This window comes from Gemmatimonadota bacterium (assembly GCA_040388535.1).
Taxonomy (GTDB): Bacteria; Gemmatimonadota; Gemmatimonadetes; order Gemmatimonadales; family GWC2-71-9; genus Palsa-1233.
This window is the reverse complement of record JAZKBR010000002.1, coordinates 707823-730635: the sequence shown is the minus strand read 5'-3', so window position 1 is coordinate 730635 and position 22813 is coordinate 707823. Positions and strand designations below refer to the sequence as shown.

Below are 22813 nucleotides of genomic sequence, written 5' to 3'. Positions count from 1 at the left end.
TCGGCCACAGCGGCTAAAGCCGCACAGCGATCTCACCTCATCGCGTGGCCGCCGCTTTAGCGGCAGTGGCCGAGCCGTGACTTTAGTCACGAGCTCGGACGCGACGACCTCAGCGACGAGCACCCAATGACCATCGACCGCCTCAACGCCGCCCTCTCCGACCGCTACCGACTCGAACGCGAGCTCGGCGCCGGCGGCATGGCCACCGTGTATCTCGCCCACGACATCAAGCACGACCGCAAGGTCGCGATCAAAGTGCTCCGCCCCGAACTCGCCGCGGTCATCGGCGCCGAGCGGTTCCTGAGCGAGATCCGTACTACCGCGAACCTGCAACACCCCCACATCCTGCCGCTGTTCGATTCCGGTGTCGCCGATTCGTTCCTCTTCTACGTGATGCCGTATGTCGAAGGCGTCTCGCTCCGCGACCGGATCACCCGCGAGCATCAGCTCCCGGTCGATGATGCGGTGCGGCTCGCGCGAGAAATCGCCGGTGCGCTCGACTACGCCCATCGTCACGGCGTGATCCATCGCGACATCAAGCCCGAGAATATCCTGCTGCACGATGGCCAGGCGCTGGTCGCTGATTTCGGCATCGCACTCGCCGTCAGCACGGCCGGCACCCGGATGACCGAAACCGGCATGTCCCTCGGCACGCCACACTACATGAGCCCGGAACAGGCGATGGGCGAGCGGGAGATCACCGCGCGCTCCGATGTCTACGCGCTCGGCTGCATCACCTACGAAATGCTCGTGGGCGAGCCACCGTTCACCGGCCCGACGGCACAGGCCATCATCGCGCGGGTGATGACCGAGGAGCCACGCGCGCTCACCGGCCAGCGGAAGAGTATTCCGCCACACGTCGAGGCTGCCGTCTTCACTGCGCTCGAGAAGCTGCCGGCCGATCGCTATGCCAGCGCCGCTGAGTTCGCGGCAGCGCTCACCAACCCCGGCGCCACGCTCGCGCGCACGGCCGCGCGGCCGGCGCCAGCGACCCGGCGCAACGGCCTGGTCATCGCCGGGGTCGGCGCGGTGATGCTCGCCGCGGGACTCCTCGTCGGTCGCACACTGTCGCGACCCGCCGCTGGCTATGCCGCACCGCTGGTGCGCGCGACCCTCGACCTCGGCGACAGCACCTCGATCCGCCCCGTCGGCAACATCCGGCTCGCGGTTGATCCAACCGGTCGGCGCGTCGCCTTCATCGGCAACGATGGCACCGACGCCGTCATCTGGATCCGCGACCTTGACCAGGACACCGCGAAGCCGCTCGCCGACACCAAGGGCGCCTTTGCGCCGTTCTTCGCGCCGGATGGCGAATCGGTCGGTTTCTTCAGTAATGCCGGCGGCCACACCTCGCTTCGCGTCATCCCGGTCGCTGGTGGAGTGGCACGCACGGTCGTGGAAGATTCAGTGTCGTCCTTCGGCGGCGCCGACTGGGGCGATGATGGCCAGATCTACTTCACCAACAGCCGTCGCGCGCTGGCCCGCGTGCTGGCGGCCGGTGGCGTCGCGACCCAGATCTCGCACCCCGATTCGGCCGCGGGTATCAAGGAGCACGATTACCCCGATGTCCTCCCCGGGAGCAAGCTCGCCTTCGTGATGCTCTGGAAGGGATCGATCGGCTCGAACGCCATCGGCGTCATCGACCTCAAGAGCGGAGAGACTACGGAGCTGGGTCCCGGCTCCTATGCCCGCTACCTCGCCCCGGGTCACATCGCCATCGGTGTCTCGAACGGCCGGATCCTGGTCTCACGCTTCGACGAAGCGGCCAGGAAACTGGTCGGTGCCGCCATTCCGACCGTGTCGGATGTGCAGGACGAGATCTCGAACGGCACCGTGCAATTCGGGATCACGGACAATGGGACGCTGATCTATCAGCAGCGGCACGGCGGGGACGTCAATGTCGTCTGGGTCGACCGGACCGGAAAATCTGTTCCGGTCGATACCACGCTCACGGGTGGTTTTTCCGGCGTCTCGCTGTCACCTGACGGGACGCGCATCGCCCTGGCGCAGAACGTCTCCGGCGGCAGCCAGATCTGGGTCAAGGACCTGATCAGTGGCGCGTACAGCCGGATCTCGCTCGACCTCGCTGATGCCGATCGCCCGGTCTGGACGCCGGACGGCCTGGATATCGGATTTCTCGCCACACGAAACACGCACCGCACTGCCTGGCTGCGCCGGGCCGATGGCAGCGACAGCGCGCGCGCGCTCGGCGGGGCTTCCCGGGACTTCGACGAAGTCGCCTTCGCGAAGGATGGGCGCTTCACCCTCTTCCGCTCGGAAGGATCGGCGCAAGGCACCCGGCACCTGCTGGTGATGGAGCGGGGGGTCGATACGGTTCCGCGCTCGCTGCTGCAGTCGCGCTATGACAATTTTGCGATGACGCTCTCACCCGATGGCCGCTGGCTCGCGTATGTTTCTGACGAGTCCGGGCACGCTGAGGTCTATGTGCGGCCTTTCCCGAACGTGGACTCCGCGAAGGTTGCCATTTCGTCGGCGGGGGGCGTGGAGCCGGTCTGGCGGCGCGACGGCAAGGAACTCTTCTATCGCAATCCCCGTGGTGACATCTATGCCACGACGATTACCGGAGGAGTCCGGTTTGAGCACACCGCACCCCAGCTACTGTTCAGTCGGCCCGAAATGGCTTTGCAGGAGTTCTACCGCAGCTATGACGTGCACCCCGATGGCAAACGCTTCCTGATGCTGAGCACCGGGGGCACGGAATCGCGGTCGCTCCGCGTAGTCCTCAACTGGGGGCAGTCGGTGACGCAAGGAAAAGCGAGATGATTCCGGAGCGGCTACTCGCAGCACTTGCCAGCCACTACCGCATCGAACGCGAACTGGGTCAGGGCGGGATGGCCACCGTCTACCTCGCCCACGATCTCAAGCACGACCGCAAGGTCGCGATCAAGGTGCTCCGCGAGGATCTCGCGGCCTCGATGGGCTCGGCACGCTTCCTCCGTGAAATCCAGATCGCGGCACAGCTTTCACATCCCAACATTCTCCCGTTGCTCGACTCCGGCGATGCGGACGGCTTCCTCTATTATGTGATGCCGTATGTGCCGGGGCCGTCGTTGCGTGAACGACTCGCTCGCGAAGGTGAATTGCCGGTGCACGAAGCAGTGCGGCTCCTCTGTGAAGTCACCGATGCCCTCGCCGAGTCGCACAAGCACGGCGTGGTGCACCGAGACATCAAACCCGACAACGTGATGCTCTCAGGCCGGCATGCGCTGGTCACGGATTTCGGCGTCGCCAAGGCCATCAGCGAGGCCACCGGTCGCAACACCGTCACCACGCTGGGAGTCGCGGTCGGCACACCCACGTACATGTCGCCGGAGCAGGCCGCGGCCGATCCGCACATCGATCACCGCTCCGACATCTATGCCGTCGGCGTGATGGCCTACGAGATGCTCTCCGGTCGTCCGCCCTTTACCGGCGCCACGCCGCAACAAGTGCTCGCGGCCCACGTGACCGAAGCACCCGATCCGGTGTCGAAGCGCCGACCCGCGATTCCTGCCGCACTCGAGCAGATCGTGATGCGCTGCCTCGCCAAGCGTCCGGCCGATCGCTACCAGACCGCCGAGGAATTGCTGCAGCTGCTTGAGGCGCAGGCGACACCGAGCACCGGCATCACACCCACGCAGACGCGGCCCGTCACGGCATGGAGTGACCCCGCGACCCGGCGAAGCTGGTTGGTACCCGCCGTGGCCGTGGCGGTGATTGCGATCGGAGGAGCCATTGCGTGGCGCGTGGCCCACCGGACCGGGAGTTCCCTCGCGGCGATCGCGACACAGCGTCAGGTGACCACCGCAGGCACCGTCGAAATCGCCGCACTCTCGCCCGATGGGCAGCGTGTTGCCTACGGGGAACGCGAATGCTCGGCCGCCTCGCGCTGCACCTACGCCCTCATCGTCCAGGACGTCGCAGGCCAGGGTCGACTGCGCGCGGCAGAGCAATTGCAGAGCATCTACGATGTCGAGTGGAGCGGCGATGGCCGGTCCCTTCGGTTCACCGGAACATCCAACGCTGGCTTGTTCGGCGACTTCCTGGTGCCGGCGCTCGGCGGCGCTGCGCCGCGATACCTGAGCGGGAGCACGACAAAGTTCCTGGGCAGCGGCGATTCCGTGATGATCGCCATGCTGGCGAACCCGACGCACCTGACGCTCCGCGCCGCCGGTGCGCTCGACCTGCGAAACGGCCAGAGCATCGTCATCGATCGACCCGGGCTCGCGCAGGTCACCTGGACGCCATCGCCCGACCGCCGCTGGATCGCCGTCGCGGCCCGAAGTGCGACGAACGGGCGCGGCTACCTGGTCATCTTCGATCGGACGGGCCGTGCCGTGGACTCGATTCCCTCGGAGAAGGCAGTGGGAGGAGGGTGGACCGATCCGCAGCATTTTCTGATCGCATCGGTGGATACACTGAGCCCAGGATCGCTGACCATCGTGGAGCATGCCCTGGGCACCGACGGCAAGGTGACCGGCCAGGTGCGCACCATCGTGGCCTCGCAACCGATGTTCCGGCCGATGGTTTCGGCCGGCGGCGTGGCCTTCCTCGCGGGCCAGCTCAACTCGGCGGCCTACGGCATGACCCGGCGCACACTCACGGACACCGTGCCGGTCACCACAGAACTCACCGGGTCCACCGCAGGATTGGGGCAGCTGATCACCGGCGACGGGGCGGCATTTGTCATCACTCGGACCAGCCCAGGCGCCGGCGGCAAGGACGTGCAACGCATCTCGCTGGTTCCATTCGGTGGTGGCCCGGAGCGCCTGCTCGCCGATGGGCTTCGCGATGTGCTCGACCGCTCACGCACCGTAGCGGGAGACGCACTGGTAGTCCTGCATCGCGAGGGGATCGCGACCCGGATCACCCGGCTCGACTTCGCGACAGCCGCCGTCGCGGAACTCGGCTCGATTCCCGACACCTCCGAGATCACCGGCCTCGAAGTCCTCCGGGACGGCACTCTCGCCTGGCGACGCGACGACGTCATGATGTCAATTCAGCTGCGCGACCCGGCCGGGGCAAGGCGTGAGATCAACACCCCGGGATTCACAGCAGAGCAGCTCGAGGATTCTCCCTCCGGCGACGGCATCGCCGGCTGGGGCTGGACCTACCCGGCAGGGGATTCCCTCATTGTCTTCCACGTTGCTCCCGGGGCATCAACTGCCCGTCGCGTCGTGACCATTGTCGTTGAAGGTGCCCCAGGGTTGCACTGGCTGACGGACGGCAGCATCGAAATCGGCTTGGCGGAGACCGCGGCGACCGTGGCGCTCTACCGGCTCGACATGAAAAGCGGCGCGATGCGTCGGCTGATGACACTTCCCAGGCCATTCATCACCGGCCTCTCCTTCTCTCTCGACGGATTGCGCATGGGAGCCCGTACGAACGAGCCGCGTCGGGATGCGTTCGTGGTACGGTGGTAGCCGTGTCCGGATGTAGATTTGCCTCACGACTGTTCCCGGCAAGGGCGTACATCTTTTTCGGAGTGAGCATGCGCAGGATTCTGTTTGGCTTGATGTTGCTCTGCGGTGCGGCCGCGTCGGCCAAGGCCCAGTCGGTGGCCGGCACCTGGGACGCCGGGATGAACACGCCCGGCGGCTCCTCCTCCTTCAAGCTGCTACTCCGCGTGAGGGGCGACACCGTTTCCGGCACGGTCTACCGTCCCAATGGCGAAGTCACCCTGACCGGCGCGGTACGGGGTGATACCCTCCGCTTCGGCTATACCATCATGTACAATGAATCGCCCTTCCCGTTGTCGGTCACGGCACGGGTATTCGGCGATTCGTTGGCCGGCGCAGTAGACTTTGATGGCAAGGGGTCGGCCCCATTCTGGGCCAAGCGCACCAAGCCAAACAAGTAGGAGCCTGCCATGGCTGTGATCGACATGCACACCGCCTCGGTCCCCGTCGCGCCCGGCCAGCGCCCGCGCGATGACGAGCTCGACCTCTTCGGGCTGACGCACGTCGGCAAGGTTCGCAAGACCAATCAGGATCACTTTCTGCTCTGCACCGTGCATCCGCAGGTGCTGGTGCACAACACGTCCCTGCCGAACCCTGAGTCGCTTCCCCTGCGCGGCGATCGCCTCGCGACCATCATGCTCGTCGCCGATGGTGTCGGCGGCCGTGCCGCAGGCGCCGATGCGTCGCAACTCGCGGTCGAGACGATCACCCGGTACGTCTCGTCGACGCTGCGCTGCTACCACGCCGCGGGGTCGGCCAATGAAGGTGAGTTCGAGGAGGCGCTGCGCACCGCCGCGATCAGTGCCCACGCTGCCGTTCGCGCCGAAGCGGCCACGGTCACCGAACACGACGGCATGGCCACCACACTCACGCTCTGCATCGTGATCTGGCCCTGGGTGTATGTCGTGCAGGTGGGCGACAGCCGCTGCTATCGATTCCTCAACGGCCGGCTACGTCAGGTGACGCGCGACCAGACGATGGCGCAAGCCTTGGTCGACCAGGGCGTCCTCCCTGCCGACAAGGCCGCGCAGACACCGTTCAGTAATGTGCTGGTGAGCGCCATCGGTGGCGAAGCCGCCACGCCGGAAGTCTCGCGCTTCGATATCCGCGATCGCGATTCGGTGCTGCTGATCTGCAGCGACGGACTCACCAAGCACGTCTCCGACGACGAGCTCGCCACGCACCTGGGTGCGATGACATCCTCGGAGCAACTCTGCCGTACGCTGCTGGATCTCGCCATGGATCGCGGTGGCACCGACAACATCACCATCCTGGCGGGTCGCGCGCCGAAGTAGCGCGCCCGACCTCTAGATCACGAGTTCCACCGGATCACCCACGCGCACGACCCCTTCCTTCAATACCTCGGCGTTCAGAGCCAGGCGCCCGCCGAAGCGATGCCCGATGTCCTTGAGCACCATCGGATCACGAACCAGCGTATCGGGGTCGACGGTCGTCATCGGGCAACGCGCTCGCAGCGAATCGAGCCTGATCACGGCGTCACCGATAAGCAGTTCGGCTTCTTCCCAGCCGCGCTCGGCCATGCCGATCACACCACCGATCAGGATGTTCGGGCGGAGCCGTCGAATGTCGCGGCCAAACTCCTGCACTGCGCCGTCGGTGGCGACCAGCAGCGGCAGGACATCAAAGCGCTCGACCCCCTCGTATGCCATCAGGCTCGCGTCGTCACCTGCGGCTTCACGGACGAGTGCCAGCGCCTCCGCGCTATCCCAGGGCAGACCATTGACCTTCGGCAGCCCATCTTCGCCAAGGGTCCCCCGGAGGCCGAGCATCCGATACTGCCGCCGCGACGTGCGGACTCCTTCCGGCCCCCGGACGTGGACAACCCGATCGCCAGGAATGCCGGTGGACGTCAGCGTTGCGACGTCCAGCGGCTCACCCGCCAACGACTTCACTGGGTACCGCCACAAGCCCGCGACTCGTAGTGGCGAGATCACCGCGGTTACCGCTTCACCGGCGCGAGCAGTTCGCCCGGCAACTGGCGCAACATCCGTCCGAAGACCGCGGTATCCGCCAGGGCGCCCGCCAGCACGAGGCCTCCCTCGATCCGGACGACTGCGTCCTCGGCCCGCATCCGTGCGGTCGATCGTGAGAGCCCCGCATCACGCAGCGGAGCGGCGACGGCCTCGATCCACTCCTCGAAGATCGCCCGCAGTTCGACGTGGAATTGCTCCCTGGTCTCTCCCACCACGAGGTTGCCGAGCAGGCACGCCTCGCGACCACCGCGGTAGAATGCGTCGAGCGTCTCGACCATGTCAGTCAGCCGGCGCTTCGGAGAGCCGGACTGACGCAGCGGCTCGAACAAGGCCCCACGCAACTCCACGCGGAGCCGCTCGAGTACCGCGCGTGTCATCTCGTCTTTGCCGTTCGGGAAGTAGTGGTAAAGACTCGACTTCCCGAGCCCCGTCGCCTTGGAGAGCTCGGTGATCGATGCCCCGGGGTATCCCAGGCGCCGCAGTGCACGCATCAGGCGGTCGATGACTTCGTCGCGCGAAAGCAGAGCCGGCGGCACGAGCAACTCCTGTTATTGTACCGATCGGTACAATATGACCGTTCCTCTTCATCAAGTCAACGCGGCCCGCTCCCCCAGCCCGAATCTCTCGACCGACAACCACGCTGTGACTTCCCTTCCCTGCTCGGGCGCCGCTATGCTTGGCGGATGCCCTTCATCTCCCGTCGTTTCGCAACGTTTGCCATGCTCCTGCTCCCCGTAACGGCCCTCGCCGCTCAGGAGCTCCCTCGCACGCTCGACACCCTCATCGCCGTGGCGTCGCGGGCACACGCCGGCGATGCCGCCCGCGCAGTCACCATCATCAGCCGCGATGATATTGCACGTTCTTCAGCGAGAAATGTGGCCGATCTGCTCGGTGTTCAACTTGGTGTCGATGTCTATGGCCGCTCTGCCGCCCAGGCCGACATCTCGCTGCGCGGCAGCACGGCCGAGCAGACGCTGATTCTCGTCGACGGGATCCGGATGAGCGATGCCCAGTCATCCCACTATGCCCTCGATCTCGGCGTCCCGCTCGCGAGCATCGAGCGCATCGAGATCCTTCACGGCGCGGGTTCTGCGCTCTATGGCTCGGACGCCATCGGTGGCGTGATCAACATCGTGACCAGGCGCGGCGCGCCGTCACTCTCGGGGCACGCGCGCGGCGGAGCCTTCGGGACCTACGGCGCCGGTCTCGCGGGCGGAAGCCACGCGGGCCGAGTGGCGCTCGCCAGTGCAGCCGAGTACGAACAGAGCAGTGGCTATCGCCCTGGCACCGACTATCGCATCGGACAGGCACGCCTCTCCGCCACCACGGGCGCCAGCGCCAACCGGCTCGAGGCAAACGTTGCCCTCGGCATTCGCGATTTCGGCGCGAACACCTTCTACGCGCCCTACAACTCGAGCGAGCGCACCGGAACATTCACCGCTGATGCCCGCTGGCGCACGCTCGCTGGCGGGTGGTCGTTCGCCACCACGGCCAGCACCCGGCGGCATTCCGACCGCTTCACCCTCGTGAAGGAGAATCCGGCGCTCTACCAGAACGAGCACACCAACTGGCAGAGTACCGGCGAAGTGGTCGCACGAACGACCGTGGTGGGGGCGCTGGTGGCGCTCGGGGCCGAGGCCAGCCGCGCGACGCTCACCAGCAACCGCCTTGGCGATCGCTCAGAGTCGCGTGGCGCCCTCTTCGCCGAGGTTGCCATCACTCCGACGCCGGCATCGCTCGTCTCCTTCGGAGTCCGAGGCGATCGCACGTCAACCTACGGTGGCTTCGTGTCGCCGTCGCTCGCCGTGGCACTGCCACTCACCCGGCGACTCGCGCTCCACGGCAGTGCTGGTCGCGGCTTCCGGGCGCCCTCCTGGACCGAGCGCTACTACAGTGACCCGACCAGCGTCGGGAATGCCGACCTCCTTCCTGAGGAGTTCTGGAGCGGCGACCTCGGCATCCGGCTCGCGAGCGAAAGGGCCGCAGGGTTCGACCTCACGGGCTTCGTGCGCAAGGCCGACAACCTGATCGATTGGGTCAAGGGAGCGAGCGCCCCGAACGGGTCGCCCTGGGTCGCTACCAACGTCGGCGAAGCACACTACCGTGGCGTGGAAGCGAGCATCTCCTATCCGCTCGCCGCAACGCTTCAGGCCTCGGTGAGTGGCAGTCTGCTGCACTTCCAGGATTCACAGGGCGACGGACTCGTGGGCAAGTACGCCCTCCGGCCGATCACCCGGCGCGCGACGGCTCAGCTGAGCTACGCACCGCGCGGCGCAATCCGGGCGTCCGTCGAGCTGGTCGGTGCCCGTCGTGCGACAGAAACCGGCTATCTCACCGCCAACACGCGGGTCGAGTATCGACCCGGTCGGATCGGATTCACACTGGACGTGACCAACCTCGGCAACGCCGAGTGGCTCGACGCCTCGGGCCGGTTTGTGGCTGGGCGAGCACTCTATCTCGGAGCGATCTGGCGATGACATCACGAATTTTTCATGTGGAATCGGAGGACGAATTCAGCCGTGCCTTCCCGGTGATCGTTCAACTGCGCCCGCGACTCGACCTCGCGATGTTTCGCGATCAGGTCCGCAAGCAGATGACCCAGGGCTACCGGCTCGTCGCGCTCGAGGAGGCTGGCGAGATCCGGGCGCTCGGTGGCTATCGCCTGCTCGACTACCTCTGGGTGGGGCGCGCGATGTACGTCGACGACCTCATCACCGATGAGCGAGTTCGCTCACACGGTCACGGCGAGCAGCTTTTCGGATGGTTGCGCGATCTGGCCACGGCCGAAGGCTGCCTCCAGCTGCATCTCGACTCGGGACTGCACCGTGCGCGGGCGCATCGCTTCTATTTCCGGCAGGGGATGATCATCGACGATTTCCACTTCGTCCTGCCTCTGGGCTGATCAGCGCACGACGAGCCGGATGGCAAGCAGTACCAGCACGGCTCCGGTGACAAGCGCGATGCGTTGACGGACAACGGCGCTCGCGAGCGATTCGGTGATGTGGGCGATTCCCCCCACGAGCACCAGCATCCAGGTGGCCGCAATGGTGAGATGGACCGCAGCGAGGAGCAAGGTCCGCCGCAGGAGATTGTCGCCGGGCGCCACGAATTGCGGGATCACGGTGAGATAGAAGACGGCCAGCATGGGATTCAGCAGCGAAGTCGTGAGTCCGGTGCGATAGACGCTCGTGGCTGGCGGCGGAATGGCGCCGCTGCCGCCATCGATCCGCCACGCCGAGCGCAGCGTCGTGAGCCCAAGCCACCCGACATAACCGGCGCCCAGCAGCTGCACCGCGCGGAGCACTCGCGGAAAGGTGAGCAGCAGGGCGGCCAGTCCGAGCGCCGTACTGACGGCATAGAGCATCGACCCGGTCAGCAGCCCGGCGATCACCCGCAACCCTCCCTCCTTGCCGCGCTCGACCACAGTTCTCGTGATCACCGCGGTTCCGACGCCTGGCGTAATCACGAACATGGTCGCGACCGACGCGAAGCCGAGGGTGCGGGCATCGAGCAGCATCAGGGGAGGTCGCGGATCGCCGCGGCGATCGGCGAGTCAGCGTATTCGCCTGTGGCGCCGGCCCCAGTCATGACCTGTGCGACATAGAGTTCGCGCTCGCGCCAGAGGACCTCGAGATCCCAGACGCAGACCGATTCGCTGCCCTGCGCCGGTCGCCAGTCATGGCCTCCGTGTTCGGACACGAAGACCCGCAGCGGCAATTCGTTCTCGCGATCCCACCAGGCGAGAATCACGTAGTCGACGCCCTGGCCCTGATGAAAGATCGTGATCGCAACCCCGGGCCGCCCCGGTGCCATCGCCGGAGCTGGCAACGCGCCGAGGAGCAACGGAAACGCCGCGGTGAAGCGCTCCTTCTCGATCGGCTCCCGCCGCACATTGATCGAATACATCTTGATCGCGAAGCCGAGCATCTCGCCGCGACCGAGCCAGCGAATTTCCCGCGGTGCGAATGGCTCCACCCACCCTCCCACTGATTCGTATATCCATTATCCATCATCTGTCATCTGTCATCCATCATCCCCCGCACCCTCGCCGCGTACTGCCGACTCGCCCGCACCTTCGCCCCGCCCCGCAACTCGATCGCGTAGCCACCACTCTCGAGCGCGCGCACAGAGCCCACCTGATCGACGGCCACGATGATGGAACGGTGAACTCGCACGAATCGTTTCGAGTCGAGATCCGTCTCCGCTTCCTTCATCGTGCCGCGCCAGAAATACACCTGGGTTCCCACGTGCAGCCGGACGTAGTTGTGTGCCACATCGAGCCACTCGACTGCGGCAACGGGTACGAACTGATGGACGTTTCCCTGACGCACCACGAATCGGGTCCGCGTGCCACGCTCGCGTTCGGCACGAGCGGCATTGGCCAGCAGCACGAGTCGCTCCGCGGCAGAGCGCTGTCCGATGCGCTCGCGGGCGCGATCGGCCGCAGCTGCGAAGCGAGCGGGCGTGACCGGCTTCTGGAGATAGTCGATCGCACCGACCTCGAACGCCTGCACCGCGTATTGCTCATACGCCGTGATGAAGACCACGCCGGGGAGTTCGGTCGCGTCGAGCGATGCGACGACACCAAATCCGCTCAGTTCGGGCATCTCGACATCAATGAAGAGGAGATCAGGAGTCTGCGCGGCGATCAGATCGAGCGCCTCCAGCCCGTTGGCGGCTTCGCCCACCAGTTCGAAATCCTCGTGCGCCCGGACCAATGCACTCACCCGTTCCCGCGCGAGCGGCTCGTCGTCCACGACCACCACGCGGAGGACGCTCACTCCCGTCCCACCAGCAACGGCAGGTAGGGAATGTCGATGGCGACACTGGTGCCGCCACCAGCGTGCGCGCCGACGACAAGCCGCTGGTCGCTCCCGAAAGCCGCCTCGAGCCGGGCCCGCGTGTTGCGCAAACCGATCCCCTCGACAAGGGCACGGTCCGCCGGCAATCCGACACCGTCGTCGGCCACTTCGAGCCGCAGCCGCTCCCCATTGCGGCGCACGGTGAGTGTGACGCGACCGCCACGAATCTGCCCACCAATCCCGTGAGTGAGCGCATTCTCGACCAGTGGTTGCAGCAGGAAGAGGGGAACGCGTGCCCCGGCGAGCTCGTGCGGGGCCTCGATCACCACCTGCAGCCGATCGCCGAAGCGGAGCTGCGAAATCTCGAGGTAGGTGCGCGCGTAGCGCAGCTCATCGCCGAGCGATACCAGGACCTGGTCGCGATGTCGCAGCAGATCACGCAGAAGATCACTCAACTTCAAGAGCATCTCGTCTGCCGCGACAGGGTCACGATGAATCAGCGTCGAAATTCCCTGCAGCGTGTTGAAAAGAAAGTGCGGCTGCAACTGTCCCGTGAGTGCGATCAATCGCTGCTCGGCAACCAGTGCGCGCAGCCGTTCCCGCTCCACCGTGAATCGCTGGCTGCGTCGGCGACCTTCGAGTCCAGCTACGATACCGGCTACCGCAATCCACGGGAGCAGCGTCTGCCGCAGCGCGACGGGGAAATATTCGCGCAGCCCCGGCCCCATCCCGGTGCCACCATAGATCACCTCGTATTGCATGATTGCCGTGCTGACGACGAGCAGGAGCATCACGGCGACGCTGATCGCTGCCGCGCGAAGTTGCCGATCGGTGTCGAGGCGTCGCGCGAACCAGAGCAGCAGGGGCACGGCGAGCGCTGCGGCATACCAGACGGTCGAGCCCACCCCGAGGAAGTAGAGCAACGCCGGGAGGTCCGGTGGCGCCGCCGGGACGCGTGGCAGGGAGAGGCCGTGGTTGCCGAACGGCAACTCGGGCGCCTTCGCCAGCAGACCGAGGCCGAGGGCAACGAGGCCAAACGCGGCCCATCGCAGCGCCGATCGAAGTCGTTCGGACGCGGGCTCGGGCAAGGTGGGCATCGTCACGCTGGAAGGTGGGGTCGGTGGCTGGTCCGGGGCAACCGCACGCATCACGGTTCACCCCCGACTTCCGTTCACCTGTCCCCGGCCCGCTGGAATGGGAAACCCTGTCCAGCCATCCTGCGCACAGTGCTCGACGCCGCCGCTTTCCCTCGCGACCAGGAATCGCTTCCATGCTGGTAACTCGCCTCGTGGCCACCCTCTCCCTCCTGACGGTCGCCTCGCTCTCAGCGCAAGCGACTGCGCTCGGTCGACCCACGGGCCGGCTTGCCGAGGAATTTTCGGACATCCGCGGCGCGCGCGAACTCAAGGATGGCCGACTCATCGTGAGCGACTACATCGATCAGCGCGTCGTCCTGGTCGATTTCGACAAAGGGACCGTGACTTCGCGGATCACCAGGGGTGGCGGGCCGCGGGAGGTACGTCTCCCGACTCGATTGACCGCACTCCCGGGCGACAGCACGATGGTCGCCGACCTCGGGAACAATCGCCTGCTGATTGTCGACGGGGAGGGGCGCGGTGTGCGCACCATTCCGGTAACGCAGGAAGGGGTCCTCGGCACCCGCGGCGTGGACGCGTCGGGCGCCTTCTATTTCGCCATCCCTGGCTGGGCCGAGCGCGACAAGGAGTTGCCCAACGACTCCGTGCGCATCGTCCGCTGGAACCCGCGCACAGGTGCGATGACCAACATTGCCGTGGTACAGGGCGAACGGATGCGCTCGGACATTCGCTCCCCCGCGATGACACCGCGCATTCCAACGGTGGGTTACGCCGCGCAGGACAACTGGATCGTTACCGATGCCGGCGTGCTGCGCATCGTGCGCGGCGGCAACTATCAGGTCGAATCGCGCGCGCCAGGTGCCAAACCGGTGATTGGTCCCTCGTATGCCTACCCCACTCGGCCGGTGACCGCTGCCGAACGCGCTGACTACGTGCACGATTTCATCGCCGGCTCCCCGACCAGCGGGAAGGGCGAGAATGGCGGGATGGGACAGACGCCCATGCCAAGCGACGCTGAACTGGCTCAGCTCACGAAAGGCACCGAATTCGCAACCCATCATCCGATGTTCGACCCTGGCGCACTGAAGGCCACACCGAGCGGCGAACTCTGGGTCGGCCGTCGGGCCGGGTCGGGCAACACGATGCAATACGACATTTTCGACCCCGCCGGCCGCCGCACCGCGACCGTGATTCTCCCGCCCGACCGTCGCGTGGTTTCGATTGGTCGGCAAGGTGTGTATGTCATCGCCGACGTAGACGGGATCCAGCGGCTGGAGCGTTATGGCAGGCCACAGTAGGAGAGCGCTGGAACGAATTCATCCTCAACACTTACATCCGGGCAGCCACCTCGAGCCCGGCGACGGCTAACTTCTCCGGATGAACTTGCCCACCCCTGGAGGAGCGATGGACCCCACGATACCCGAGCGACTCCACGCCTGGCGCGATGCCACCCCCGGCACCCGGGCCGTGACGCACCTCAATTCGGCGGGGGCATCCCTGATGCCGCAGCCGGTCATCGATGCGATGGCGGCACAGCTTCATCACGAGGTGACGATGGGCGGTTATGAGGCCGAGGCCGCTGCTGCTGCCGACATCGCGACCACGTACGCGACGCTCGGCGAGCTGGTCGGTGCCGAGGCCCGTAACATCGCACTGGCGCCGAGTTCGTCGCAGGCATTCCTCAATGCGATCGCTTCGGTGGACTGGTCGCCGGGTGAAGTCCTGCTCACCTCCCGACTGGATTACACCTCGCAGCAGATCCTCTACCTCTCGCTCGCGCTCCGGCTGGGCGTTCGCGTCGTCACCGCGCCTGACCTTCCCGAGGGTGGTGTCGACCCCCAGGGCGTCATCGAATTGCTCGACGATGAACGACCGCGACTGGTCGCGATGTCCTGGGTCCCCACGCACGCAGGCACCGTGCAGGATCTGCCCGCGGTTGGTCGCGCCTGCCAGGCCGCAGGCGTCCCCTTCATCGTGGATGCCTGTCAGGCAGTTGGGCAGTTTCCGCTGGATGTCGCCGAACTCCATTGTGACTATCTCTCGAGCACCGGTCGTAAATGGCTGCGCGGTCCGCGCGGCATCGGCTTTCTCTATGTCTCCGATGCAGCGCTCGCCCGGGGAGATGCGCCACTTCACATTGACATGCGTGGTGCGACCTGGGCGACGGCGAATGCGATGACGCTTGCGCCGGATGCGCGGCGCTTCGAAGAGTGGGAACACTCGTGGATCAACGTCCTCGGTCTGGGCGCTGCGGCGCGCTATGCCCTCGACGTCGGGCTCGATGTCGCCCGCGATCGCGCCCGCGGCTTTGCCCGTGAGCTGCGGAGTTGGGCCAGCGAGATTGATGGCCTGCGTCCCATCGATCGCGGCAGCGACCTGAGCGCGATTGTCACCATCGAGGTCGCCGGACGCGAGGCGGCGCCGATCGTCCTGCAGCTGCGCAAGGAAGGCATCAACACCAGCGCAACGCTGCAGTGGTTCGGGCTCGCCGACCTGGGGCCCCGCGGAATCGAAAGCGCCATCCGGGTATCGCCGCACTATTTCAACACCGAAGCCGAAGTCAGCCAGTTCAAGGAGGGATTGCTGGCGGTGATGGGTGGTGGGTGATGGAGAAGGGGGAAGGGGGAAGGGGGAAGGGAGAAACCCTACCGTGTCGGGCGAAGAAACCCCGGCGTGCTCGCGCCGTATCAGATGCATTGCCTCCCGGAGATTGAGCCATCGTGGTGCACTTCATTCCGCTGGTCGTAGCTCTGACTGCCGCCGTTGCTCCCTGCACCGCCACCGCCACGCGCTCAGGCTACGCCATGACCTGGGATGCCGATCACAAACAGGTGGTGATCTTCGGCGGCGAAGCGCCTGGCGACGTCCTCTCGGCAGACACCTGGGGCTGGAACGGCACGGCCTGGACCTGCATCGCCGGGACAACGCCGTCGGGGCCGCGGCCGCGCAACGCCGCGATGCTCGCCTATGATGCGCGGCGCCACGTCCTCGTCCTTTATGGTGGGCGACTCGGTGGTCGAGAGGGTCTGCGCGATACCTGGGAACTCGGCCCCACCGGCTGGACGCAGCGCGATTCGCTGGGCCCGACGCCTGATCCGCACGGCGTCATCGCCTGGGATGAAGCCAGTGGGAGCGTCCTCCTCTACCACAGCAAGGGCGATGATGGGCCGGGTCGCGCGACCTGGCGCTGGAGCGGCAATGAATGGACCAAGGTGATCGACGGGCCCGACGAGGAATTCCCCAACGCGCTCTTCGCGAGCACATCTATCAGCCCGGCAACGCTCATCACGGCGAAGCGCACCGGCACAAGAGACTCGTTCGAAGCGGTGCTCTATCAGTGGCAGGGGAATCGTTGGGTGCTGACGCCGGCGACCGGCACGGTCCCGCTCTTCTCGCCCCAGGCCCCCGCCGCACGCACGGCGAGCGGTGCCATTCTCTATGCCGGCTTCGAACCCGACCGGACCGCAAAGAGCTGGGTACTCGAAGGAGTCCAGTGGCGCAGTGTCAGTGGCGCGCAGCCACCGCGTCGCAAGGGCGCGCAGATGGTCTTCGATCCGGTACGCCGTGTCGCGATCCTTCACGCTGGCGACGACGGTCAGCAGCTACTGAGCGATACGTGGGAGTGGAATGGATCGGCGTGGCGGCAGGTGCGCTGAAAAACAGGATGATGGATGACGGATGATGGATGGCGGATACGCCCGATCATTTGCTCGGAGCTAAACGGCGACACCTCTGTCATCTGTCATCCATCATCCATCATCCATTACTTCACCACCGCCTTCTGCAATCTTTCCATCGTCTTCCGCAGCGGAATCGATCCCTTCCCCGGCAGGATGTTCCAGCCGTTGAAGACCACCAGCAGGTCCTGCGACGGGAAATACATCGGCAGCTGTCCGCCGAAGCCGGAGCCACTCCAGACCAGCTTGGTAGCGTCGATCTGATCGGGATAGAGCCACCACTTGAGACCGTACTTCGGCGACGTCGGGCCGGAGCCGACGGCAATCTGTGGCGAGGTCGAAGCGGTGATCCATTCGTGTGACACCACCCGCGTGCCATTCCACATACCGTCGAGCGCGAACAGCTGCCAGACCCGCGCAAGATCGCGCGCTTCGAGATAGAGCCCACCCTCTGTGTCGGCGATCCCATTCGGCGTCCGCTTCCAGTACCAGCGCTCGATGCCGATCGGCGCGAAGAGATACTTCGCGGCGTATTCCTCGATGTCGACGCCGGTGGCCTGGCGGAAGATGTGCGCCAGCAGCGCGCTCTCGCCGCTGCTGTAGTTCCAGGTGGCACCGGGCTCGCGCGCCATCGGTCGATCAATGACGTACTGAATCCAGTCGTGGCTCCCTTCCATCACCACGGCCGTGTTGCGCGGATCGACGTAGGGCAGGTTCTCGTTCCAGTCGAATCCCCCGGTCATCGTCAGCAAATGCTTGACTGTCATTCGTCGCTTGCGTGCATCGATGTTCGCGACGTGCGTGGTGTCGAAGAAGTTGAGCACCGGCGTGTCGATCGAAGGAAAATCACCGCGCGCAATCGCCGCGCCGATGATCACGGACGTCACGGTCTTGGTCACCGACTGCAGCGTGTGCAGGTCACCGCGCCGGTAGGTCGGGTGCCACCAGGGGGCGTAGTAGTTGTAGGGTCCCGTGGGGTCGCCAGGGTTCAGTGCCGACTTCACTCGAGCCGAATCACCGTAGGCCTTGTCGTAGTCGTGCGGATAGCTCGCATCGAAGGCGATCTTGCCATGACGGATCACCAGCATCCGGTCGACGTATCCGTAGCGGCCAGCCTTGATCTCGCTATCCAGCGAGTCGAGCACCGCGCGATTGAGGCCGAGGGCCGCTGGAGTTGCGATGGGCCAGCTCTTGCCCGGTGCGGTACCCTGCGCGCCAAGCGAGAGAGCCGTTGTAGCGACCAGCGTGATCAGGACAGCAAGGCGTGAAACCCGCACGGGAAGCTCCTGGTAATTTGTCCACCATCTGCCATCTGCCATCTGTCATCCGTCATCTGTCACCCGTCACTTCCGTATCCGATACACCCTGATCACCGGCACATCATCGGCCTCGGCAACGACATACACCCGGTCACGCGCCCAGTAGGTACTCTCGACCTCCCTGAACGGCGCTGGCACCTTGCCAAGAAGCGCCCCACTCGCGGCGAAGACATCAAAGAATTCGCCATCACCACTTGGACCGGCGCGAAGCACCCAGAGATTGTTCTCTCCGTCGGCAATGAGATTGGTCCAGACCGGAAACGTGGTGGGAATGTCCTCGAGTTTCGCGATGGAGAGGAGCCATTTGGCATCCTTCACGGACTCGGCGAGGGTTGCACGACGCAGAGAGTCGGAAATCGGCAGCGCCTGCGCGATCCCTTCGACGATCAGCGATGTGTCCTTTCCGTTCCGCGAGAAGATCAGCCGGTAGCGTCCCTGATTCCCGGAGACCATTCTGCCGGCGCGATCGGTGATGGCGACCTGATCGGGCACGAACGGCACCAGCATTCCCAGGTCCTGCGTCTTCGTTTTCAGGCTCCACGTCTTCGGCTCCGGTGCCGAAGGATACCAGAGCGAATCGGCCACGGTGCCATCGGCGTGGAACCGAATCAACCCTTGTCCGCTGTTGATTCCACCTTCACCGAGTCGCACCCCGGTCGGCACCCGGCCACTATCGTCGGCGACTTGATCGTTGGCGTAGCGCGACAGCCCCGGCCAGCTCCGGATGAACGCGCCGGCAGCCGTGAATGCACTCATCCTTCCCTGTGAGGGGTCGAGGTGCACCAGCGTGTCGTTCACGATGTAGAGCCAGCCGTAGTCCTGATACTCACCGGGCCCACCGCCCGCCCGGCCGATCAATCCACCAAATGAGCCGTCGGCGTTGAACCACTTGATCTGGCCCGGTTTGCGGTCGAGCACAAAGACACGACCCGAATCATCGGCGACGATGGCGCGGGGTCCGCTGAGTGCACCAGGCGAGCCCTCGGCCGGATGAATCGTCCGCTCGAGCACCAGCTTCCAGCCACTGGTATCGGTCCAGGCAGTGGGGCCGAGATTCTTCACTACCCGCATGCCGCCCGGGAGCGTTTCCATGGTCGGCGATGCCAGGTGAGCATACGGATCGGAAGGTGTGCAGGCCGCAACCAGCAGGAGTCCGAGCATCGCGGCATGGAACACGGGTTGGATCTCCGTGATGTGACTCATGTGATACGGTGGTCGTTGCGGCCCGGCCCCACTTCCCCCCGGATTCGCGCGAGCAGCGGCGCTTCCCGCCGCCCGAAGAATGAGCCCCGGGGATGAAAGAGCTTCGCCTCAACACCGAGTTCCTCCAGCAACGATGGCTCGGCGCCTTTCGCGATGGCGCTACGGTACCAGATCGTCAGCAGTCGATAGTGGAATCGCCAGCACCAGCGGAACACCAGCGCATAGAGCGGCAGCACGACCAGCAACCAGATCGGCGACCGGAACGAACTCGCGAGGATGATCCCAAGGAGAAGGCTTCCAGCAATGCTTCCTGCGAGCGCGAGGAGGACGGGTGTGACCACGGCCCGCTTTCCCGCTTCGATATGTCGACGGTGGGCGACGAGCAGTGCTTCGAAGTCAGGATCCACTTCCGCCGGTGCATGCATCGCTTGGCCTCGCCTCATCCCTTCTCCATCATCCATCATCCATCATCCATGGCCCATCGCTGTATGATTAATATCTACTTTCCCTTTCCGCTCCCGGAGTCCTGCCATGCGTCGTGTCGCACCCTTCGTGCTGCTTGCGGGCCTGGTGGCCTGTTCTCCTGCCGAGAAGGCGGCGCCGGCCAGCGACCCCGTCAAGGCACCGGTGCCGGCCGAGCTGCTTGCTGCGGTCGATACCGCGACCATCATGAACCACATTCGGGTGCTCAGTGCCGACTCGCTGATGGGGCGGATGCCAGGGAGCGCGGGCGAGGAGAAGAGCGTGACGTATCTGGAGGGCCAGTTCAAGGCGATGGGGCTCAAGCCGGGCAACACCGATGGCACCTATATCCAGAAGGTCCCGCTGGTCGGCATCACGGTGCAAGGCGCGCCAACGTTGACCTTCACCAAGGGCGGCAAGACGACCACCCTCAAGTGGCGCGACGACTATGTCGCCTGGACCAAACATGTCGCGCCGGGCGCTGCGCTGAACAACTCCGAGCTGGTCTTCGTGGGATACGGCACCGAGGCACCCGAATTCGGCTGGGATGATTTCAAGGGTGCCGACGTGGCGGGCAAGACGCTGGTGATGCTCGTGAATGATCCGCCGCTCACCGACACCGCCCAATTCGGCGGCAACCGGATGACCTACTACGGCCGCTGGACCTACAAGTACGAGCAGGGGATGCGTCACAAGGCCGCCGGCGTGTTGCTGATCCACCAGACCGACCGCGCGGGCTATCCCTTTACCGTGGTGCAGGGCAAGACCGCCGAGCAGTTCGACCTGGTCACCCCCGACAAGAACATGAGTCGCGTCGCCGTCGAGGGGTGGATCAGCCAGGATCAGGCCAAGGCGCTCTTCGCGATGGCCGGGCAGGATTTCGACACCCTCTCTGCCCACGCAGCCACCAAGGAATTCAAGCCGGTACCGCTCGGCGTCACGGCCAGCGTGACCCTCACCAATGCGTTGCGCACGATCGATTCACGCAACGTGCTGGCGAAGCTCGAGGGAAGTGACCCGGCACTCAAGGATCAGTACCTCATCTACACCGCGCACTGGGATCATTTCGGCATCGGCACCAAGGTCAACGGCGACTCGATTTACAACGGCGCCTCCGACAACGCGAGCGGCACCGCCGGACTGCTCACCGTAGCGAAGGGGTTCGCGGCTCTCAAGACGCCGCCGAAGCGCTCAATTCTGTTCATCGCGGTCACTGCCGAGGAACAGGGCCTGCTCGGCTCCAACTACTACGCTGTTACGCCGGTGTATCCGCTGGCGAAGACCGTGGCAAACATCAACATGGATGGGCTCAATACCTGGGGCGTCTCGAAGGATCTCGCGGTGATCGGTCTCGGTGCGTCAGAGCTCGATGACTACGCGACCGCCGCCGCTACCGAGCAGGGCCGTGTGCTCATTGGCGATGCCGAGCCGGAGAAGGGCTTCTACTATCGCTCGGATCACTTCTCCTTCGCGAAGCAGGGCGTTCCGGCGTTCGATCCCGAGTCGGGCAGCGACTACATCGGCAAGCCAGCGGGCTACGGCAAGCAGAAGCGGGATGAATACACCGCTCACGACTACCACCAGCCGCAGGACGAGATCAAGCCGGACTGGGACCTCAGCGGCGCGGTGCAGGACCTGCAGCTCTACCTGATGATGGGGTACCGCATCGCCGAAGCGCCGAAGAAGCCCGAGTGGCGCGCGGGGAATGAGTTCCGGGCCACCCGGGAGAAGTCGCTCACGGCGCCGTGATGGCCTGAAACCTTGTGAGGGCGCTCGTCATACGGATGGCTCGTGATTCAAGTCACACCAACCCATTCCTGTGCCCGAGCGCCCGATGCGACCTGTACCAGCTTTTTGTTGGACCACGTTGTTTGCCTGTCTCACCACCCAGGCGGCAGTGCTCACCGGACAGCAGCCTGCAGCGCCGGTGATATTTGCGGAGGGGATCGTCTCGACGGGCCACGAGTTCACGGTGACGTTCACCCGTGATGGCCGCACCGTCTACTTCACGCGCAGCGACACGGTCGCGCGACGCAATCACCTGATGCAATCGGTGCGAGGTGCTGGTGGATGGGAAGCCGCGACACCACTCCCATTCGCCAACGGCGCGTGGTCGGATCTCGATCCGGCACTCTCGCCCGATGGTAGGCAGCTCTACTTCATCTCGACACGGCCGCGCCCGAATGCCCCGGCAGACACCTCGGCCAATATGGATCTCTGGGTGGCGGTGCGAAGCGAAAAGGGTTGGGGAGAACCGGTCTGGATCGAAGCGCTGGCATCAAAGGGAAAGGAAGGCGCGCCGACCGTCGACCGACGTGGCACACTGTGTTTTTTCTCCGACCGTGGCGGCGTGGCCAACCAGAATACGATCTATTGCTCACGCCCTGCCGCGCGTGGCTACACCGCGCCGGAGAAACAGGGGCCTGAGATCAACGCCGGGCCGTCCGACACATCGCCCTGGCTGGCACCCGATGGCAAGACGATGCTCTTCTATTCGACCCGCCCAGGTGGTCGGGGTGCGGCTGATCTCTACCTGAGCCGCAAGCACGACAACACCTGGCTCCCCGCGGTCAACCTCGGTCCGATCGTGAACACACCGGAGTTCGAATACAACCCATCGGTCTCCCCCGACGGGAAGACACTCTATTTCGGGCGGAAGGGACGCGTCTGGGAAGTACCCGTGAAGGCCCTTGACCCGCAGCTCATCAACAGCCGGTGGTTCCGGTAGCGACCACGACTGGCTTGCCGTGATGATGCCAGTCGCGCGGGAATCCTGATCCGTGACGATCGCTGCTGGAAC

At 65.3% G+C, this 22813-nt stretch carries 20 protein-coding genes; 11 read left to right on the top strand and 9 right to left on the bottom strand.

All coding sequences use genetic code 11. The features are described from left to right. Positions 1-126 precede the first annotated feature (126 nt). The 4 genes from V4558_06810 to V4558_06795 all read left to right on the top strand — a co-directional run bounded on the left by V4558_06810 (position 127) and on the right by V4558_06795 (position 6754). On the top strand, positions 127-2784 hold the full coding sequence (locus V4558_06810; protein MES2305198.1) for a protein kinase: 2658 nt from the start codon (positions 127-129) through the stop codon (positions 2782-2784). Then, the gene (locus V4558_06805) at positions 2781-5423 is read left to right on the top strand and encodes a serine/threonine-protein kinase (protein MES2305197.1); all 2643 of its coding nucleotides are present in this window, start codon (positions 2781-2783) and stop codon (positions 5421-5423) included. Before V4558_06810 ends, V4558_06805 begins: the two co-directional genes overlap by 4 nt. A gap of 68 nt (positions 5424-5491) precedes the next feature. Beyond that, positions 5492-5860, top strand: coding sequence for a hypothetical protein (locus V4558_06800; GenBank protein MES2305196.1), 369 nt, complete (start codon positions 5492-5494; stop codon positions 5858-5860). A 9-nt stretch (positions 5861-5869) separates the two neighbouring features. Further along, on the top strand, positions 5870-6754 hold the full coding sequence (locus V4558_06795; protein ID MES2305195.1) for a protein phosphatase 2C domain-containing protein: 885 nt from the start codon (positions 5870-5872) through the stop codon (positions 6752-6754). Positions 6755-6766: 12 nt separating this feature from the next. Here the strand turns inward: V4558_06795 and V4558_06790 are convergent, their stop codons facing one another. Both V4558_06790 and V4558_06785 read right to left on the bottom strand, forming a co-directional pair. Beyond that, positions 6767-7414, bottom strand: coding sequence for an MOSC N-terminal beta barrel domain-containing protein (locus V4558_06790; GenBank protein MES2305194.1), 648 nt, complete (start codon positions 7412-7414; stop codon positions 6767-6769). 5 nt (positions 7415-7419) lie between these two features. Beyond that, the gene (locus tag V4558_06785) at positions 7420-7989 is read right to left on the bottom strand and encodes a TetR/AcrR family transcriptional regulator (GenBank protein MES2305193.1); all 570 of its coding nucleotides are present in this window, start codon (positions 7987-7989) and stop codon (positions 7420-7422) included. Positions 7990-8136: 147 nt separating this feature from the next. Here V4558_06785 and V4558_06780 point away from each other — a divergent pair, with 147 nt between their 5' ends. Both V4558_06780 and V4558_06775 read left to right on the top strand, forming a co-directional pair. Next, positions 8137-9930 carry a TonB-dependent receptor gene (locus V4558_06780; GenBank protein ID MES2305192.1) on the top strand — a complete coding sequence of 598 codons (1794 nt, stop codon included), beginning with the start codon at positions 8137-8139 and terminating at the stop codon, positions 9928-9930. Then, positions 9927-10355, top strand: a complete 429-nt coding sequence (locus V4558_06775) for a GNAT family N-acetyltransferase (GenBank protein ID MES2305191.1) — start codon at positions 9927-9929, stop codon at positions 10353-10355. Before V4558_06780 ends, V4558_06775 begins: the two co-directional genes overlap by 4 nt. Here V4558_06775 and V4558_06770 read toward each other — a convergent pair whose 3' ends face one another. From V4558_06770 to V4558_06755, 4 genes are read right to left on the bottom strand one after another with little or no spacing between them, the layout of a single operon-like run. After that, positions 10356-10970, bottom strand: coding sequence for a LysE family translocator (locus V4558_06770; GenBank protein MES2305190.1), 615 nt, complete (start codon positions 10968-10970; stop codon positions 10356-10358). Continuing rightward, positions 10970-11428: a hypothetical protein gene (locus V4558_06765; protein MES2305189.1), complete on the bottom strand. Its 459-nt coding sequence runs from the start codon at positions 11426-11428 to the stop codon at positions 10970-10972. Before V4558_06765 ends, V4558_06770 begins: the two co-directional genes overlap by 1 nt. Before the next feature lie 41 nt (positions 11429-11469). Beyond that, positions 11470-12234, bottom strand: coding sequence for a LytTR family DNA-binding domain-containing protein (locus tag V4558_06760; protein MES2305188.1), 765 nt, complete (start codon positions 12232-12234; stop codon positions 11470-11472). Then, positions 12231-13352 (bottom strand): histidine kinase, encoded by a 1122-nt coding sequence (locus tag V4558_06755; protein ID MES2305187.1) that lies wholly within the window; start codon positions 13350-13352, stop codon positions 12231-12233. Before V4558_06755 ends, V4558_06760 begins: the two co-directional genes overlap by 4 nt. Positions 13353-13525: 173 nt before the next feature. On the opposite strand from V4558_06755, the gene V4558_06750 reads away from it, so the two are divergent. The 3 genes from V4558_06750 to V4558_06740 all read left to right on the top strand — a co-directional run bounded on the left by V4558_06750 (position 13526) and on the right by V4558_06740 (position 17008). After that, positions 13526-14650, top strand: a complete 1125-nt coding sequence (locus V4558_06750; protein ID MES2305186.1) for a hypothetical protein — start codon at positions 13526-13528, stop codon at positions 14648-14650. 79 nt (positions 14651-14729) lie between these two features. Then, on the top strand, positions 14730-15959 hold the full coding sequence (locus V4558_06745) for an aminotransferase class V-fold PLP-dependent enzyme (GenBank protein ID MES2305185.1): 1230 nt from the start codon (positions 14730-14732) through the stop codon (positions 15957-15959). A gap of 113 nt (positions 15960-16072) precedes the next feature. Further along, positions 16073-17008, top strand: a complete 936-nt coding sequence (locus V4558_06740; GenBank protein MES2305184.1) for a hypothetical protein — start codon at positions 16073-16075, stop codon at positions 17006-17008. Positions 17009-17115: 107 nt separating this feature from the next. Here the strand turns inward: V4558_06740 and V4558_06735 are convergent, their stop codons facing one another. The 3 genes from V4558_06735 to V4558_06725 all read right to left on the bottom strand — a co-directional run bounded on the left by V4558_06735 (position 17116) and on the right by V4558_06725 (position 19994). Next, positions 17116-18306 (bottom strand): serine hydrolase, encoded by a 1191-nt coding sequence (locus V4558_06735; protein ID MES2305183.1) that lies wholly within the window; start codon positions 18304-18306, stop codon positions 17116-17118. Between the two features lie 66 nt (positions 18307-18372). Further along, on the bottom strand, positions 18373-19551 hold the full coding sequence (locus tag V4558_06730; protein ID MES2305182.1) for a hypothetical protein: 1179 nt from the start codon (positions 19549-19551) through the stop codon (positions 18373-18375). After that, the gene (locus tag V4558_06725; GenBank protein MES2305181.1) at positions 19548-19994 is read right to left on the bottom strand and encodes a hypothetical protein; all 447 of its coding nucleotides are present in this window, start codon (positions 19992-19994) and stop codon (positions 19548-19550) included. Before V4558_06725 ends, V4558_06730 begins: the two co-directional genes overlap by 4 nt. A gap of 88 nt (positions 19995-20082) precedes the next feature. On the opposite strand from V4558_06725, the gene V4558_06720 reads away from it, so the two are divergent. Next, positions 20083-21762 (top strand): M28 family metallopeptidase, encoded by a 1680-nt coding sequence (locus tag V4558_06720; protein ID MES2305180.1) that lies wholly within the window; start codon positions 20083-20085, stop codon positions 21760-21762. A 118-nt stretch (positions 21763-21880) separates the two neighbouring features. Continuing rightward, positions 21881-22741, top strand: a complete 861-nt coding sequence (locus tag V4558_06715; GenBank protein MES2305179.1) for a hypothetical protein — start codon at positions 21881-21883, stop codon at positions 22739-22741. Positions 22742-22813: the final 72 nt, after the last annotated feature.